Origin of the sequence: Streptomyces sp. NPDC002044, from assembly GCF_040296725.1 — a bacterium.
GTDB classification, from domain to species: Bacteria; Actinomycetota; Actinomycetes; order Streptomycetales; family Streptomycetaceae; genus Streptomyces; species Streptomyces antarcticus.
The window spans coordinates 1-15,667 of sequence record NZ_JBEOXU010000028.1 but is presented as its reverse complement, the minus strand read 5'-3'; the positions used below and the strand labels follow the sequence as shown (position 1 = coordinate 15,667).

Genomic DNA, 15,667 nt, shown 5'->3' with positions numbered 1-15,667 from the left:
GTGCTCACCACCAGGGATGGAAGTTGACCGCGATGTTCGAGTTGGCCTGATGGATCGCGGTGAAGGCCGATCCGTTGACCTGCGCGGTGTTGTTCTGGTTGGACGCGCCGGAGCCGGTCGCCACCTGCTGCGAGGTGGAGGAGTTGCCGAGGTTGTTGCCGCCCACGCCGCTGCCGATGATGCCCGCGGCGCTCGCATTAGATCCGTCGTTCGCGAGGGAGCCGTTGTCCGCCGAGGCCACGCCGCCGAAGAGGGCGATGGTGAGGGGGAGAGCGGCGGCAGCGGCGATGACGCGGGCGGTACGGATGCTTGCCATGTCTGAATCCTCCAGGAAACCGAAGTGGGACTTGCACCGGGACAGTTGGCCGACCGCCCCGGTCGTTCCGTGTGGGACGACGTCGCGACACCAGAGTTGCCCACCGAATCCCCGGCGAACCACCCCGGAGTCCCCGATTCCCCCGCAAGTATGACCAACATCGGATAAACCCTCTTCACGCCCTCGATGCCCCTGGTCAACGCCCCGGACTCGGGTAAAGCCCTTGCTGTACAAGGGATGAAGCGTTCCTTCAGATCAGCGTGTCCCGGACATGCCGAAAAGGGCCGCGCCGTCCGGGAACCCCACCGTCTCCCGGGCATGCGGCCCTGCGATACCAAGCTTCGCGCCCCCTGCACGCCCCCGGCGTCCGCCGGGGTGATCCATCCGTGCCCCAGTTCTGGGGCACCACTCGGCGCGATCCACGGTCACGAGCGACCGGGCTCCAGCGCCTGCTACCAGTCGCGCTTCCCACTCCTACGGCTGCCTACGACTCCTACTGCTCACGCCGTTCCTGCTCACGCACGCCCTCGCGCGCCGGATTCGGCGCGTGCTCCTGCTGCTTACTGCTTACTGCTTACTGCCTGCTGCCTGCTGCCTGCTGCCTGCCGGTACTCGTACTGGAGCTGGTACTACGGCTCCTGCTCGGTGGCGGCGGGTACGCCCGCGACACCGGATCGGATCTGCGACCACTGCGGGCCACGGGGACCTACGCGGCGAGCGCCAGCGCTTCCCGGGCGGCGCCGGCGCGGGATCCGAACGACGCGGTCAGCACTCCGGCAGGGGATCCGACCGGGCTCTGCACCGCGGCGGACGATCCCGATCCGGCACCCATGGCGGCGGCGGTGGTGGAGCGGCGGACGGACGGGGTCTTGCCGTGCGCCTCGGCGCGGATCCGCTGCTTGATGGTCGGCGGGAGCGAACCACCCCGCATCATGGCCCTCCACGTCCGCCGGGCCGCAACGGCCGCCCGGCGCGTGGTGGCGGCCGCGGGGGCCGGAACGGCGGGGGCGGAGACGCCGGCGACCGCCGGGGCGGCCTTTGCGCCGAAGCCGAGGGAGGCGAGGAGCGCCACGAGTGCGGCGAGGACGGCGGTCCAGATCGAGGTGACGGTGCTGCGGTGAGCCATGACGAGGTGCCTCATTTCGCGATGTTCTGACGGGCGGATCTGAATACATTCGTCATGATGTGGGCGCAACCGCACGACCCCGACGACGCGCGCCGATCGTCCGACAAACACCACTCAAAAGGCCCAAAGGCGCTCTTACGGACCTGCGGCCGGCGGCCCGGGACCATCCCCTGCGAGGCGCGGCTCTTCCCGACGCACCGCCTCGGGCCCCGCCTCCAAGGGCCCCGGTGCCGACTTGCGTACGGAGCGGAGCGGGGCTCTACTGCGACCCGACGGACACCGGAGCGGGCCAGAGATGGTCGGGGGTGACGGCGTTCCCGGTGATCGAAGACAGGTTCTTGCCCCGGTACTCCGCGTCGGAGCTGACGCGTACGACGAGTGTGGCCTCGGCGGCGGGGAGCCTGGCGGCGCGCAAAGGGCGCGACCCCTACCGGGATCGCGCCCTTTGACCTGCTGCTTCACTCACCTGGCGGTGGGTGTGGGATTTGAACCCACGGTGACATCGCTGCCACGACGGTTTTCAAGACCGTTCCCTTAGGCCGCTCGGGCAACCCACCTGGCCGGTACAGAGTACCGGGCTGTGGCGGGCGCCGGGGCGGGTGCGAAGTCAGGCCGTCTGGGCCTTGTCATAGGCCGCCTTGGCCTCGTTGCCGAAGTACGGGCCGTACATGCGGTTCGGCAGGAAGGTGTAGCCGAAGCTGTTCACCGAGACCTGGGTACCCAGGCCCGTGGCCTCGTTGAAGTCCTGGAACCAGGGGCCGCCACTGGAGCCGCCCGTCATGTTGCAGGCCAGGCTGTGGTCCTTCGTCAGGAGGAAGTCCTTGCCGCTGTTGCCACTGCAGTAGACGAGCTTGGAGCCGTCGTACGGTGCTGCCGCGGGGAAGCCGAAGGAGTACATCCTCTTGTTGTAGCCGCCATTGAAGAGGATGCCCTGGGCTCCGACGGCCTGAGTGAGGGTCTGTCCGTTCAGCGGGGCCACGACGGCCAGGCCGACGTCCATGTTCATGTCCTCGCTCGCGGCCCACTGGTCGGTGGCGAAGGTCTTGGTCGCCGACCACTGGCCGTAGGGCGCGGTGCCGTTGCTGTAGGCGGGTACGAAGACCCAGTTCGTGTGCCAGGCCCCCTGGTACTTCACGCAGTGGCCGGCCGTGACGACCGTGCCGCCGTTGGCACTGGTGATCGAGTCGCCGGAGCAGGACGCGGTCCGGCCTCCCATCGTGAAGAAGACCCGGCCCGAGGTCTTCACGACCGCGCCGCCGCCCGTCCAGGCGCCTCCCGCCTGTGGGAACGCCGTGGGGGAGGCCGCACGGGACTCCGGGGACGGGGCCGTCGGCGCGATGGCCGTGGGGCGGACCGACGCGGCGGCCGAGACGACCGGGCCGCGGGACGGCCCGGGGACCGCGGTGATGTCGAGCGCGGTAGCGCCGCGCATGCGCTCCGCGGTCCAGAAGCCCGGCGCGTGCTGCTGCCGGAAGGACGCGGGGGTGGAGCTGTCCGCGGCGGCTACGGGAGCCGCGGCGGTCAGGACGCCCGCGATCAGGGCGCCGGCCGATAAGACGACGGACAAGACGGTGCGATGACGATTCACGCAGGACTCCTTCGGCCGTGCCCGGACCGGGGCAGGGTGGGGGTGAAGAGCGGTCGGTGCGGATCGGCTCTGCGCAGTGCATTGCGGTGCGGCTTGCCGGGGCAGAGTGGCACGGCCGCGCGTCGATGTCATGAGGCAGTTGGAACGTTCGGTCGGTTCTGGCCAGCAATTGGCCAACTCCCCCCGTTCACGGTTCATACGGTGAGCAGCACGCCCACGTACGCGGCCCCGGCCACCACCACCCAGGCTCCGAGCCCCAGTGCCGCGGCCCGCCCGCCCGTACGGGCCAGTGTCGGCAGGTGCACCGCGCTTCCCAGCCCGAACAGGGCCGCCGCCAGCAGCACCTCCTGCGCGGTGTGCGCCCATTCCAGGGCCGCGGCGGGCAGTACGCCCGTGGCACGCAGCGCGGCCGCTGCCAGGAACCCGGCCACGAACAGCGGTACCGGGGCGGGCCGGCGCCCCGAGGGGGTGCGCACCCCGCGCCGCCGGGCCCGGACGGAGAAGGCCACGGCGGCCACCAGCGGCGCGAGCAACGCCACCCGCATCAGCTTGATCAGGACCGCCTCGCCCAGCGCGCCCGGGCCGGCGGTCTGCGCGGTGGCCACCACCTGGCCGACGTCGTGGACGCTCGCCCCGACCCACCGCCCGAAGGCCGGGTCGGAGAGCCCGAGCGGGCTTTGAAGCAGCGGCAGGACGGCGATGGCCAACGTGCCGCACAGGGTCACCAGCGCCACCGAGGCGGCCACGTCCTCCTCCTCGCTGCCCGACACCTCGCTGACCGCGCCGATCGCGGAGGCCCCGCAGATCGAGTAGCCGGTGGCGATCAGCAAAGGCTGGTCTCCCGGGAGTCCGAGCCTTCGGCCCAGCCAGAGCGTGCCGAAGAAGGTGGCCGCGACCACCCCGGCGACCATGGCCACCGTGGCCCAGCCCAGCCGCAGCACCTGGTCCAGCCCCAGTCCCAGGCCCAGCAGGACGATTCCGATCCGCATGAGCCGACGTCCGGCCAGGGAGAGCCCCGGGCGCGCGGGTCCCCGTACGAAGCTCCGCAGGCCGGGCAGGTGCGCCGCGGCGATGCCCAGCACCACCGCGGCAGTGAGCATCGGCACCACGGGCAGTGCCCGGTGGACGAGCCAGGCTGCCAGAGCCCCGCCGGCGGCGGCCGCCACACCGGTCCAGGTGGCCGGTGTTTCACGTGAAACAGAGCGGGCCGCCGCCGCTCCCTGAGGGCGGTGAAGCAGCGCCATCAGTCGACGGGAAGCGTGTAGGAGCGGCGGATGCTGGTGCCCAGGCGGGATACGTCGGCGCCGTACACGTGCAGGGATATGGCCTTGGTGGAGCAGGAGTTACGAACCTTGTGGATGTCACCGGGCGGGGCGAATCCGCAGACCTCGCCCTGGCCGTTGACCACGTCCTCCGTGGCCACCAGCCGGGCCGTTCCGGCGCCGGGTGCCAGCCGGTAGCGCCGTTCGCTCTCCTCGCCCATGTGCACTCCTGCCACGCACCACGACACGTGGTCGTGGATGCAGGTCTCCTGGCCGGGCAGCCACACCAGGGCCACGACAGAGAAGCCGCCGTCGGACTCGGCGTGCAGGATGTGCTGCCGGTACCGGTCGGGGGAGCCTTCGCTCTGAGCCGGCGTCAGCAGGTCGGGCGCGCCCAGGTGCGGTGCGAGGCGTTCGCCGACCAGGTACGCGGTCAGGTCGGGAGCCAGGCCCCGGTCCACGACCGTACGGATCTCACTGACGAGGGCGGCCATCCTCGTGGTGGGAGGGGCCGGCATGGTGGTGGTCATGTCGGCAGCGTCCTGCGGACGTCCCATCACGTCCAACGACAGTTATGACCCGAAATCCCAAGCACCGCTTATGGATCGGTCAGCAGCCCACCCGGTTCGCGGCCACCTGCTTCAACGCGTCGAGCACCACGGCCGTCGCCGGGATGCGCAGGTGGTCCCGGTAGACGTAGGCGGCGATGTGGCGGCGCGCGGCGGGCTGGAGCGCCCGCCCGCAGACCCGGCTGAGGGACAGGGAGGGCAGTACCAGCGCGGGCATCATCGCCACGCCCAGGCCCTGTGCGACCAGGCTCTGCACCACCAGATTGTCGTCGGTGGCGAAGCGGATGTCGGGTACGAATCCCAGCTCGGCGCATTCGTGCAGCAGGTTCGCCCGGCAGCGCGGACAGCCCGCGATCCACCGCTCCTCGGCCAGGTCGGCCAGGTGCACGGCCCGTCGCCGCGCCAGCGCGTGCCCGGCCGGGAGCAGCACCGTGAGCTGGTCCTCCAGCAGCCTGACCTCGGCGACCTCCTCCGGGATCTCCTCGTGCAGCCGCGGGTAGGTAAAGGCCAGCGTGATGTCGCACTCTCCCCGTTCCAGCCTGCGCAGGGAATCCGGGGGCTCGCACTCCAGCAGCTCCACCTGGATGCCGGGGTGGTCCTTGGCCAGGCCGCTCAGCGCCTCGGGGACCAGGGTGGCGTTGGCGCTGGGGAATCCGCACAGCCGGACCCGCCCCGTGCGCAGGCGGGCGTACGCCTTCAGCTGTGCCTCGGCCGCGGAGAGGCTGCCGAGGATGGTCTCGGCGTGCCGGGACAGGGACTCCCCCGCCTCGGTGAGCCGCATCCCGCGGCCCACCCGGGTGAACAGCGGTGTGCCGACGGCACGTTCGAGCGCCTTCATCTGCTGAGTGATGGCGGGCTGGGTGTAGCCCAGGACGCGGGCCGCCGCCGAGTAGGACCCGGAGGCCACGACCGCGTGGAACGTTCGTATGTGCCGGGAATCGAACACGAGCGAAGCATAAGCGGACGTTGGGAGGGGCCGTAGGCAGAATCCCGCCTACGGCCCCTCGTCAACGAGCCACCGCGCCGTCCGATTCGGCTACTTGTCGCCGACCCGCGAACCGAGGGTGATGTCGACCGTGTTCGGCTTGCCGCCGCGCTGGTAGGTCAGCTTCACCGTGTCGCCGGGCTTGTACGTCCAGATCATGCTGATGAGCGTCGGCCCACTGTCGACCGGCTTGCCGCCGAACTCGGTGATCAGGTCGCCGGGCTTGAGGCCCGCCTTGCCGGCCGGGCCGTTCGGGTCGACCAGCTCGTTGACGGGCGCTCCCTGCTCGGAGATCTTGGCGCCGGCGACCTTGGCCTGGAGGTCGACGGAAACCAGGATCACCGGGTACACCGGCTGGCCCGTCTTGATCAGCGATTCGGCGACGTTCTTCGCCTGGTTGATCGGGATGGCGAAGCCGAGGCCGATCGAGCCGGCCTGACCGCCGCCGAAGCCGCCGTTGCCGGCCGACTGGATGGCGGAGTTGATGCCGATGACCGCGCCGCGGCCGTCGAGGAGCGGGCCGCCGGAGTTGCCCGGGTTGATTGAGGCGTCCGTCTGGAGGGCGCTCATGTACGAGTTCTTGCCGCTGGAACCGTCGCCCGAGGCGACCGGGCGGTTCTTGGCGCTCACGATGCCGGTGGTGACCGTGTTGGACAGGCCGAAGGGCGCGCCGATCGCGATGGTGGAGTCGCCGACAGCCACTTTCTCGGAGTCGCCGAGGGGCAGCGGCTTGAGGCCGGCCGGCGGGTTCTTCAGCTTGAGCACGGCGACGTCGTAGCCCTGGGCGCGGCCCACGACCTCGGCTTCGTACTTCTTGCCGTCGGAGAACGTCGCGGAGAGCTTGCCGCCGTTGGCGGCCGAGGCCACGACGTGGTTGTTGGTGAGGATGTGGCCCTGCTGGTCGTAGACGAAGCCGGTTCCGGTGCCGCCGTCGCCGTCGCCGGCTGAGGCCTCGATGGTGACCACGCTGGGCAGCGCGCCTGACGCCAGCCCCGCGATGGAGCCCGCCTCGCGCTTGAGGTCCTTGGGGGTGTTGCCCGCGCTGATCGTGGTCGACCCGGTGCCGTTGTTGCTGCGGTCGGCCGCCCAGTAGCCGACGGCGCCGCCGATACCGCCCGCGAGGAGGGCCGCGACGAGGATGCCCGCGATGAGGCCGCCCTTGCCCTTCGGCTTGGGCGGCGGAGTCCCGTCGGCGCCCAGCGGGGCTCCCCAGCCGCCGTGGCCGCCACCACTGTAGGCCGGGACGGTGGGGGGCGGGGGCGGCCAGCCGTCGGCGCCGTGCGCGGACCCGGGGCCCTGGCCGTACGCGGAACCCTGGGCCGGCCCCTGGCCGTAGTGGCCCTGCCCCTGGTTCTGGCCGTAGTCCGCGCCCTGCGGAGCCTGGTCGTACGCGGGATTCGGCGCCTGGCCGTACCCCGGGGCGGGGTGCGCCGGGACGGGCGGGATCTGCTGCGTCGGCTCGGTCCCCGGCGGAACCGGCGCGGAGGCGGGCTGCTGAACCGGCGCGGAAGCGGGCTGCGGCTGCGGAGCCCCAGCCTGCGTCTCGGAGGCCGGAGCAGGTGGTACGGACGGGGCCGCGGGATGCTGGGGGGCCGCGGTGCCCTCGTTCTCGTTGCTCACAGCGCTCTCTCCTCGTCACACACGGCTTCGGCAATCTCTGGCGATATAGGTCCGGCAGAACGTTCGACGTGCCGTACAAGTTCCTGGGCAAAGCCTTTCCCATGACCCGTCGGAGCACTGTAAGCCGGACCTGTGAGTCTCCCCGCATTCTTTATATCTGACATTTCGGGCTCCCGGCAGTACTGGGCCCGACGCCCCGCGCCCGCTCGATGGCACCATGACACGGTGACCCACGCAACGCCGCGCCCCATCCAGGTCGTCGCCCACCGCGGCGCCTCGGAGGATGCCCCCGAGCACACCCTGGCTGCCTACCGCAAGGCCATCGAGGACGGCGCCGACGCCCTCGAATGCGACGTCCGGCTCACCGCCGACGGCCACCTGGTCCTGGTCCACGACCGCCGGGTGAACCGCACGTCCAACGGCCGCGGCGCCGTCTCCGCCCTGGAGCTGGCCGATCTCGCCGCACTCGACTTCGGCTCCTGGAAGGACCGCGAGGAGTCCCCGGACTGGGACGCCGACCCCGATCGCACCTCGGTGCTCACCCTGGAGCGCCTCCTCGAGCTGGTCTCCGACGCCGGGCGGCCGGTCCAGCTGGCGATCGAGACGAAGCACCCGACCCGCTGGGCCGGACAGGTGGAGGAGCGCCTCCTCTTCCTCCTCAAGCGCTTCGGCCTGGACGCCCCGCCCGCCGCCGGCCCGCACCCGGTCCGGGTCATGAGCTTCTCCGCCCGCTCCCTGCACCGGGTCCGGGCAGCCGCACCGACCGTGCCGACCGTCTATCTGATGCAGTTCATCTCGCCCCGGATGCGGGACGGGCGGCTGCCCGAGGGCGTGCAGATCGCCGGCCCCGGGATGCGGATCGTGCGCAACCACCCCGCCTTCGTCCGCAAGCTTCAAGCCGCGGGGCACTCCGTGCATGTGTGGACGGTGAACGATCCGGAAGACGTTCGGCTGTGCGCTGATCTGGGTGTGGAAGCGATCATCACGAACAGACCCCGTCAGGTTCTGTCACAGCTGGGACGCTGACGTCCCGTTTTGCGCTCCTGCCGCCTTCACCCCTCCGGTCACAGGTTGTGCCCCGGCGCATCCGCTCCGCATTCGATCGCCGCGAATGCGTCAGAGGGCCCCGCTACGGCGGTTTCCGGTCCAGGCCAATGGGGCATCCAGACCATGCGTGGGGCTAAGGAGGTTCCGGGGGTGGCGTTGGTGGTGGCACAAGAAGTGCCCACGTCGTCGTGCATGGTCGTATGCCATGGCCCTGCCGGCGTGGGCGAGGCGAGACACCGGATGCGTGAGGAATTGCGCCTCGGCGGGGTGTCCGAATCGATCGTGGACGATGCCGTACTGGTCCTTTCCGAACTGCTCAGCAACGCCTGTCGACACGGCAGGCCGCTGGGCTCACGGGAGATCGGCGACGGCGAGATACGCGCCGCTTGGCGCGTCGACAAAACGGGGCGGCTGACGGTCGAGGTCACGGACGGGGGCGGGCCCACTCGCCCTGTCTCAGCCAAGCCCTCGGTCACCGCGCGTGGCGGCCGGGGGCTGAACATCATCAGCGCCCTGGCACAGAACTGGGGTGTCCGGGACGGAGCGGCGGGCGAGGTCACCGTCTGGGTGATCATCTCCTGCGGGGCCCGGCACGACGATTTCGCTACGCGCGTTGCGCCCCCGGCGATCGACTTCGGCACGGCCATCGGACGGTACGACTCCTGACCGCGTAATCGACCTGCGGCCGGTCAGAACCGACAACAACCGACCGCAACTGACAACAACCCGCGACCAACGGAGCGGAGAGCAGTCCGGCCATCGGCAGAAGCGGCCGTCCGGGAGCGCACGCCGACCGTGCTCCCGGCCGCACCCACCGGTTGCGGCGGTACGAACGGCTAGGCTCGCGCCCAGACACGACGCCGTACCGCCGCAACCGGGAGACACCCACGATGGCCAAGAAGCGCCCCGCAGCCAAGACTGCAAAGCCGCAGCTCAACAACGGTGAGATCCCGGTGGTGGGCGCTCGCGAGCCCTGCCCCTGCGGATCCGGGCGCCGCTACAAGGCGTGTCACGGCGCGGCCGCCGCGCACGCCGTCACCGAGCACGTGCAGCGCCCCTTCGAGGGCCTGCCGGGCGAGTGCGACTGGGTCGCGCTGCGCGAGCTCGTCCCCGCGGCCACCGTGCCGCTCACCCTCAAGGCCGGTCTGCCCGAGGGCGTTCCGTCCGTCACGCTGGTGACCGTACTGCCCCTGGCCTGGCCGGCACTGCGCCGCGAGGACGGGTCCGTCCTGCTGGGCCTGCAGAACGAGTCCTCCACCGGGGATCTCGGCCGCGACATGGCCGACACCCTGGAGCGCGCCCTCGCCGCGGAACCGGGCACTCCCGTTCCGGCCCGTCGAGTTCCCGCCGAGGGCCCGCGACTTCAGGACCTCCTGGACGCCGACGGCGGTTTCGAGCCGGTTGTCCACACCGGATTCGAATTCTGGATTCCGGAATCGGAGAACGCGCAGAGCGCCTCCCCGGAGATCGCCGCCTCCCTCGAACGCGCGAACGCGGCAGCCATTCCCACCGTCAAGCTGGCCGGCGTGGACGCGGCCTACTGGTGCGAGACCCCGGACAAGAACCACCTGCGCTGGGTCATGCCGCACCCCGAGGAAAAGCTGCTCGACGCGCTCGCGCGACTGCACGCGGCCGGCACGTCCTCGCTGGGCGAAGGCACCCGACTCGTCGGTTCCTTCCGTGCGCACGGACTGATGGTCCCCGTCTGGGACCTGCCCACCGGGGTCACGGCCGACGACGTCGAGAAGCCCGCCGCCGAGCTCGCGGAGCGGCTCGCCGCGGCTCTGGCCACGGACGCGCCGCTGACCACGGAGGAGCGCCGGGCGCGCGGCGGGCTCACCAACCGACAGGTGACCCTCAGCTGATCCCGGCGCCGCACGGGACCGGTGACTGGAGTCACAACTCCCGCTAATCGTCTGCAAATCGCTGTCTGAATATCAGAGATCGAATTTGCGAACAGGCGATCTCTTGTTACCGTTCTTGTAGCCCGGTCGCTGGTGCATCCCCCGTCGCCAGCGACCGGGCGCTTGATTTTCCGCGGTACTCAACCGTCGGATGGTGCCGGTGAGTTGCTCCCGGACCGCAGCAGCAAGTCGCCTTCATCATCCGGAACTGCAAACTCCGCTACGGCCGAGTAGCTTTCCGGAGTCCCGGCAGAGGACTCCCTCGGCGTCTCGCACAGCCCCGGCTCGTCGCCCACCCCGACCGCGCACCGGATCTGCACCGTGCGGCCGGCCGGCCCCATCACCGTGAGCACGGCATCCAGGGCCCGGCCACTCGTGTTCCGGTAGTAACTACGGCCCCACGTAAGCCCTTCACCGACGAGCACGCAGGTCTGGGCCTCCACACCGTGGGGCGAGGACACCTCGGGTCCGCAACGGGAATCCGTACGGGGCTGCTCGGCCGGCCCGGGCCGCTCGCGGCCGGAGGCGGCCGCCGGGTCCGAGGGCGGCGCGGAACCGGTCCGCGGAGCGTCCGAGAGCCCGAGCGTCGAGAGCAGCCCGCCGCCTTTCCCGTCCTCCTGACCGGCGAGATCCGGGCCGGCGATCGCACCGGCGAGCGGAAGCGACAGGATGATCAACACACCGGCGCCGATACCGATCAGGCGGAGATTCATTCGCCGAACATAGCGATCCGGGAATGGGGCGCGGAGGGCCCCGCGCCCAATTCCCTTGCAAACTCGTTCTGCTGGCACCCGTACGAGTGATCCGCCCGATCCAGGACGGATCAGTACGTGAGGCGGCTGCCGCCTCCCGGGGCACCGCTGCTCGCCTCGACCAACGCGTCCACGACGACCTCGACCTCGGGCAGCCAGAGGGTCCGCGCCGCGGCCGCGGCGGGCGGGACCGCCGCGCGCGTGAGCCGGGGCAGGGTGCGGGGCCGCGGTGTCGGACGCGGTTCCCGCTCCCAGCGCACCTGACCGCCGCCGGACGCGGCGGAGGGCGGCAGCAGCACGTAGCCCCCCTCACCGTGGAAACGCAGCGAGGACGGCACGTGGTCCTTGGCGTAGAGGAGCTCACCGAGTCGCTCAAGCGAGTACGGCGCCACCAGCAGCGACCACCGGGTGGGCGTGGCCACGACCGGCCCGAGGCGCATGCCCTGCGCGTCCAGCCGTACAAGGGCCTGCGCGGCGGCGCCCGCCGGCAGGCTCACGGCGCACGGGGCGGCGCCGCCCGTGGCCAGGAGGACGGGTGCGGTGGGCCGGTTGGTCCACCACCAGGTCACCATCCTGGGGTCGGTGGTGGCGGCGAGGAGCCCCGGGTCGAAGGGGTGTGCGCCGGGGACGACGCAGTCGGATTCGGGGCAGGCGCACCGCGATCCGTCCGCGGCCGACCGGCCGATGCCGGGCAGTACGGGCCACTGCCACGCGGTGGCGCAGGTCAGCGCGGCCTTGAGGAGAGCCGGCGTACCGCTCTCTCCCGGGGCCGGGCGCAGGGAGGGGAGCCGATCGCGGAGCCGCTGGAGACGCCTTCCGAGGATCTCGCGCATGAGCGCTCGTTCCTTTCCGTTGAACGCCGAGGGCCACATCACACCATGTAACCGATGTCTCACCACACGTACATGTTTCCGCGTCACTGTCGGCACTGTTCGCGCTGTTCGCCAGAGGCGGGGTCGCGCTGTTCGCGCAGGTTTCCTCGCGGTCCGCCGAACGTCCGGCGGGGACGGAACGCGCCCCACACCGGCACCGAGACCGGCTGCCGCCGTTAAGGACGACGGCCCGCGCCGGGCGGTTCCCGACGCCCGCCGGGCCGTCGCCGCGGAGGTGCCGCGGCGCTGCCCGATGACCGACGGATGGCCGTCGGGAGGCGTCAACTGGCCCCGAGCGCTGCCCAATACGTACCCGGACCCCTGGTGGAGCTCGCCCAGTCGATCGCAAAAACCGTCGGGTTCCAGCTTTTTCCGGCCAAGTTCTAGCCTTGGCTCGACCGTGAGTTGCCGTTCCGCGAACACCAGAATTGGCACCTGGGCAATGCTGGACATGCATCCACGTGTGCGTGTAGATGTGGATTCCTTGATGGCGGCGCAGCACGATCTGGGGGTTTGCGATGCTATATGGCGAATCGCACCAGCTGGAAAGGCGGACGCCATGAGCGCCCCGCATCTGCCGAAAGTGGCTGGAATCGATCCGGCAGTTACCGCGTCACCGCACACTGCGGCGCCCGCACCCGCCCGGAGCGCGCCCGCGGCTGTGCCCGCGCCCGCCCCGGGCAGCATCATCCAGGACCGGCTCGCGGGCATGGTCTCGGACCTCACCACCCTCCACGAGCTCACCGAGCGCCTGGCCCGGGCCCATGACCTCGACTCTTCCCTCCGCGAGTTCCTGCGCGCCGGGGCCGCACTCGTGGGTGCCCGCCGCGGTCTGATCGTCCTGGAACCCTCCGACGGGCTGGGCCCCACCACGACGATCGGCCTCGGCCTCGGCCATGCCGACCTCGGCCACATCGAGACCGTGCCGCGCAGCGCGACCTCGTACGGCCGCATCCTCGACGGACTCCCGGATGCCGAAGGGGGCTCCGAGGTGCTTCCCGAACCGGGTGCGCCCGCGGGCACGGGTGGCTTCGCCGCCCCCATCGACCCCCGTCACCGCGAGGTCGCAGCCCGCCTCGGGTACGCCGCCAGCTACGCGCTGCCGCTCACCGCCGAGGCCACCGGCCGGCTCGGCGCGGCCGTGTGGCTGTACGACGAGCAGGCCGAGCCGAGCGACCGACAGCGCGACCTCGCCGGACTGTACGTACGGCACGCCGCCGAGCACCTGGCCCGGATGCTGGAGGTGGAGCGCTCCCGCGCCCGCCTGGCCACGGTCGCCGAGGAACTGCTGCCCAGCCGGCTCCCCCGGATCCCCGGGGTCCAGCTCGCCGCCCGCCACCACACGGGGCCGCGCGGCGGCGGGGACTGGTACGACGCCCTGCCACTGCCCGAGGGCGCCCTGGGCCTGGCCGTGGGCTCCGTCACCGGGTCCGGGCCCAGCGCCGTCGCCGCGATGGGCCGGCTGCGCGCCTCACTGCGCGCCTACGCCGTCATGGAGGGCGAGGACCCCGTCGCCGTTCTGTCCGACCTGGAGCTGCTGCTGCGCCTGACCGAGCCCGCACGCTCGGCCACCGCGCTGTTCGCCTACTGCGAGCCCGCCCAGCGGAAGATCGTTCTGGCCGGGGCGGGGCACACCCCGCCGCTGCTCATCGGGGAACGGCGCACCGAGTACGTGGAGACCTCGCTCTCCGCGCCGCTCGGAATGCTGTCCTGCTGGGAGGCGCCGAGCGTGGAGATCGAGCCCGCTCCCGGAGAAACGGTGCTGCTCTACACGGACGGGCTGCTGCGCCGAACCGGCGACCCGATGGACCGGGCGTACGCCCGGCTGCACGCGGCGGCCGCAGGGGTTCCCCGCGCCGTACGGGATGATCCGGCGGCCCTGTGCGACCACATCCTGCGGACCGTGCTGCCTGAACGGGAGCCGGCCGACCTTCCCGAGGACATCGTGCTGCTCGCCGCCCGATTTGAGTGATATGGCACATGCCCGTCGGGTGTCTTCCGCTCACACATACGATGGATGAGGTCCACACCCAGGTCCGTGTCTGTCGTAGCTGAGGAGAAGACGTGGCTGACGAGCTCACCCCGGAGACCCCGGAAGAAGAGCAGCCCAAGAAGAAGCACAAGCAGCGCAAGAACGGTCTGTACCCGGGCGTCAGCGACGAACTTGCCGAGAGCATGCGCACCGGCTGGGCCGACACCGAGCTGCACGGGCTGGAGCCGATCCCCCAGGCCGCGCACACCGCGGCGCGCCGGGCCGCGCTGTCCGCACGTTTCCCGGGCGAGCGCCTCGTCGTACCCGCGGGCCGTCTCAAGACGCGCTCGAACGACACCGAGTACCCCTTCCGCGCCTCCACCGAGTACGCGTACCTCACCGGCGACCAGACCGAGAACGGCGTCCTGGTCCTGGAGCCCACGGGGGAGACCGGCCACAGCACAGCCGTCTACCTGCTGCCCCGCTCCAACCGGGAGAACGGCGAGTTCTGGCTGTCCGGACAGGGTGAGCTGTGGGTCGGCCGCCGCCACTCCCTCACCGAGGCCGAACAGCTGCTGGGGATTCCCGCGCGGGACGTCCGCGAGCTCGCCGAGGCACTCACCGAAGCCGAAGGCCCGGTCCGCACCGTGCGCGGCCACGACTCCGTGATCGAGTCTGCCCTCACCGACAAGGTGACCAAGGAGCGCGACGAGGAGCTGCGCGTCTACCTCTCCGAGGCCCGCGCGGTGAAGGACGACTTCGAGATCGGCGAGCTGCAGAAGGCGGTCGACTCCACCGTCCGCGGGTTCGAGGACGTCGTGAAGGTCCTCGACAAGGCCGAGGCCACGTCCGAGCGCTACATCGAGGGCACCTTCTTCCTCCGCGCCCGCGTGGAGGGCAACGACGTCGGCTACGGCTCCATCTGCGCCGCCGGTCCGCACGCCTGCACCCTGCACTGGGTCCGCAACGACGGCGATGTCCGTTCCGGAGACCTGCTGCTGCTCGACGCCGGTGTGGAGACGCACTCCCTCTACACCGCCGACGTCACGCGCACGCTGCCGGTCAACGGCGCGTTCACCGACATCCAGCGGCAGATCTACGACGCGGTCCACGCGTCCCAGGAAGCCGGCATCGCCGCCGTGAAGCCGGGTGCGAAGTTCCGCGACTTCCACGACGCCTCCCAGCACGTGCTGGCCGAGAAGCTCGTCGAGTGGGGCCTGCTGGAGGGCCCGGTCGAGCGCGTCCTGGAACTCGGTCTGCAGCGCCGCTGGACCCTGCACGGCACCGGCCACATGCTCGGCATGGACGTCCACGACTGCGCCGCCGCGCGCACCGAGGCGTACGTCGACGGCACGCTGGAGCCGGGCATGTGCCTGACGGTCGAGCCCGGTCTGTACTTCCAGGCCGACGACCTGACCGTGCCCAAGGAGTACCGCGGCATCGGCGTCAGGATCGAGGACGACATCCTCGTCACCGAGGACGGCAACCGGAACCTGTCGGCCGGGCTGCCCCGGTCCTCGGTCGACGTCGAGGCCTGGATGGCGCGCCTCAAGGGCTGACCGAGCCGGCCGGGCCGGCCGCGGCCGGCTCCACCGCCGTGCGGAAGCTGAGGATCGTCTCCGAGCCGGTCCCCTTACTGACCGACAGCACCAAG

Annotated in this window: 14 protein-coding genes, 1 tRNA gene and 1 pseudogene; 5 read left to right on the top strand and 11 right to left on the bottom strand. The window is 71.2% G+C overall.

The window, feature by feature from the left end:
• Positions 1-4 precede the first annotated feature (4 nt).
• The 9 genes from ABT106_RS10310 to ABT106_RS10270 all read right to left on the bottom strand — a co-directional run bounded on the left by ABT106_RS10310 (position 5) and on the right by ABT106_RS10270 (position 7,466).
• Complete coding sequence (locus tag ABT106_RS10310) at positions 5-316, bottom strand: hypothetical protein (RefSeq protein ID WP_351275014.1); 312 nt, start codon at positions 314-316, stop codon at positions 5-7.
• 706 nt (positions 317-1,022) lie between these two features.
• A complete protein-coding gene (locus ABT106_RS10305) occupies positions 1,023-1,442 on the bottom strand; it encodes a DUF6344 domain-containing protein (RefSeq protein ID WP_351275012.1) in 420 nt (139 codons plus the stop codon).
• 259 nt (positions 1,443-1,701) lie between these two features.
• Complete coding sequence (locus ABT106_RS10300) at positions 1,702-1,857, bottom strand: hypothetical protein (RefSeq protein WP_351275010.1); 156 nt, start codon at positions 1,855-1,857, stop codon at positions 1,702-1,704.
• A 52-nt stretch (positions 1,858-1,909) separates the two neighbouring features.
• Positions 1,910-1,999, bottom strand: a tRNA-Ser gene (locus ABT106_RS10295).
• 50 nt (positions 2,000-2,049) lie between these two features.
• Positions 2,050-3,030 carry a trypsin-like serine peptidase gene (locus ABT106_RS10290; protein ID WP_351275008.1) on the bottom strand — a complete coding sequence of 327 codons (981 nt, stop codon included), beginning with the start codon at positions 3,028-3,030 and terminating at the stop codon, positions 2,050-2,052.
• 194 nt (positions 3,031-3,224) lie between these two features.
• A complete protein-coding gene (locus ABT106_RS10285) occupies positions 3,225-4,274 on the bottom strand; it encodes a YeiH family protein (RefSeq protein ID WP_351275006.1) in 1,050 nt (349 codons plus the stop codon).
• On the bottom strand, positions 4,274-4,822 hold the full coding sequence (locus ABT106_RS10280) for a cysteine dioxygenase family protein (RefSeq protein ID WP_351275004.1): 549 nt from the start codon (positions 4,820-4,822) through the stop codon (positions 4,274-4,276). The genes ABT106_RS10285 and ABT106_RS10280 overlap by 1 nt, the downstream gene beginning before the upstream one ends.
• Before the next feature lie 79 nt (positions 4,823-4,901).
• Positions 4,902-5,807: a LysR family transcriptional regulator gene (locus tag ABT106_RS10275; protein ID WP_351275002.1), complete on the bottom strand. Its 906-nt coding sequence runs from the start codon at positions 5,805-5,807 to the stop codon at positions 4,902-4,904.
• A 90-nt stretch (positions 5,808-5,897) separates the two neighbouring features.
• Entirely contained in the window at positions 5,898-7,466 is a 1,569-nt protein-coding gene (locus ABT106_RS10270; RefSeq protein WP_351275000.1) for a S1C family serine protease, read from the bottom strand.
• A gap of 225 nt (positions 7,467-7,691) precedes the next feature.
• Between ABT106_RS10270 and ABT106_RS10265 the strand changes: the two genes are divergently transcribed.
• From ABT106_RS10265 to ABT106_RS10255, 3 genes and pseudogenes are all read left to right on the top strand, one after another.
• On the top strand, positions 7,692-8,492 hold the full coding sequence (locus ABT106_RS10265) for a glycerophosphodiester phosphodiesterase (protein ID WP_351274998.1): 801 nt from the start codon (positions 7,692-7,694) through the stop codon (positions 8,490-8,492).
• An 85-nt stretch (positions 8,493-8,577) separates the two neighbouring features.
• Positions 8,578-9,179, top strand: a pseudogene (locus tag ABT106_RS10260) (ATP-binding protein).
• A gap of 224 nt (positions 9,180-9,403) precedes the next feature.
• Positions 9,404-10,378 (top strand): DUF5926 family protein, encoded by a 975-nt coding sequence (locus ABT106_RS10255; protein WP_351274996.1) that lies wholly within the window; start codon positions 9,404-9,406, stop codon positions 10,376-10,378.
• A gap of 179 nt (positions 10,379-10,557) precedes the next feature.
• On the opposite strand, the gene ABT106_RS10250 is transcribed toward ABT106_RS10255, so the two are convergent.
• Positions 10,558-11,130, bottom strand: coding sequence for a hypothetical protein (locus ABT106_RS10250; protein WP_351274994.1), 573 nt, complete (start codon positions 11,128-11,130; stop codon positions 10,558-10,560).
• 110 nt (positions 11,131-11,240) lie between these two features.
• Positions 11,241-12,002 carry a bifunctional DNA primase/polymerase gene (locus ABT106_RS10245; protein WP_351274992.1) on the bottom strand — a complete coding sequence of 254 codons (762 nt, stop codon included), beginning with the start codon at positions 12,000-12,002 and terminating at the stop codon, positions 11,241-11,243.
• A gap of 481 nt (positions 12,003-12,483) precedes the next feature.
• On the opposite strand from ABT106_RS10245, the gene ABT106_RS10240 reads away from it, so the two are divergent.
• Complete coding sequence (locus tag ABT106_RS10240; protein WP_351274990.1) at positions 12,484-14,013, top strand: PP2C family protein-serine/threonine phosphatase; 1,530 nt, start codon at positions 12,484-12,486, stop codon at positions 14,011-14,013.
• A 92-nt stretch (positions 14,014-14,105) separates the two neighbouring features.
• Positions 14,106-15,572, top strand: coding sequence for an aminopeptidase P family protein (locus ABT106_RS10235; RefSeq protein WP_351274988.1), 1,467 nt, complete (start codon positions 14,106-14,108; stop codon positions 15,570-15,572).
• Positions 15,573-15,667: the final 95 nt, after the last annotated feature.

Excerpts from the sequence above, each read along its gene's own strand:
- ABT106_RS10245 (WP_351274992.1), bottom strand. The coding sequence starts at position 12,002 with ATGCGCGAGATCCTCGGAAGGCGTCTCCAGCGGCTCCGCGATCGGCTC.
- ABT106_RS10310 (WP_351275014.1), bottom strand. The coding sequence starts at position 316 with ATGGCAAGCATCCGTACCGCCCGCGTCATCGCCGCTGCCGCCGCTCTC.
- ABT106_RS10285 (WP_351275006.1), bottom strand. The coding sequence starts at position 4,274 with ATGGCGCTGCTTCACCGCCCTCAGGGAGCGGCGGCGGCCCGCTCTGTT.
- ABT106_RS10280 (WP_351275004.1), bottom strand. The coding sequence starts at position 4,822 with ATGACCACCACCATGCCGGCCCCTCCCACCACGAGGATGGCCGCCCTC.
- ABT106_RS10305 (WP_351275012.1), bottom strand. The coding sequence starts at position 1,442 with ATGGCTCACCGCAGCACCGTCACCTCGATCTGGACCGCCGTCCTCGCC.
- ABT106_RS10240 (WP_351274990.1), top strand. The coding sequence starts at position 12,484 with ATGCTGGACATGCATCCACGTGTGCGTGTAGATGTGGATTCCTTGATG.
- ABT106_RS10250 (WP_351274994.1), bottom strand. The coding sequence starts at position 11,130 with ATGAATCTCCGCCTGATCGGTATCGGCGCCGGTGTGTTGATCATCCTG.
- ABT106_RS10255 (WP_351274996.1), top strand. The coding sequence starts at position 9,404 with ATGGCCAAGAAGCGCCCCGCAGCCAAGACTGCAAAGCCGCAGCTCAAC.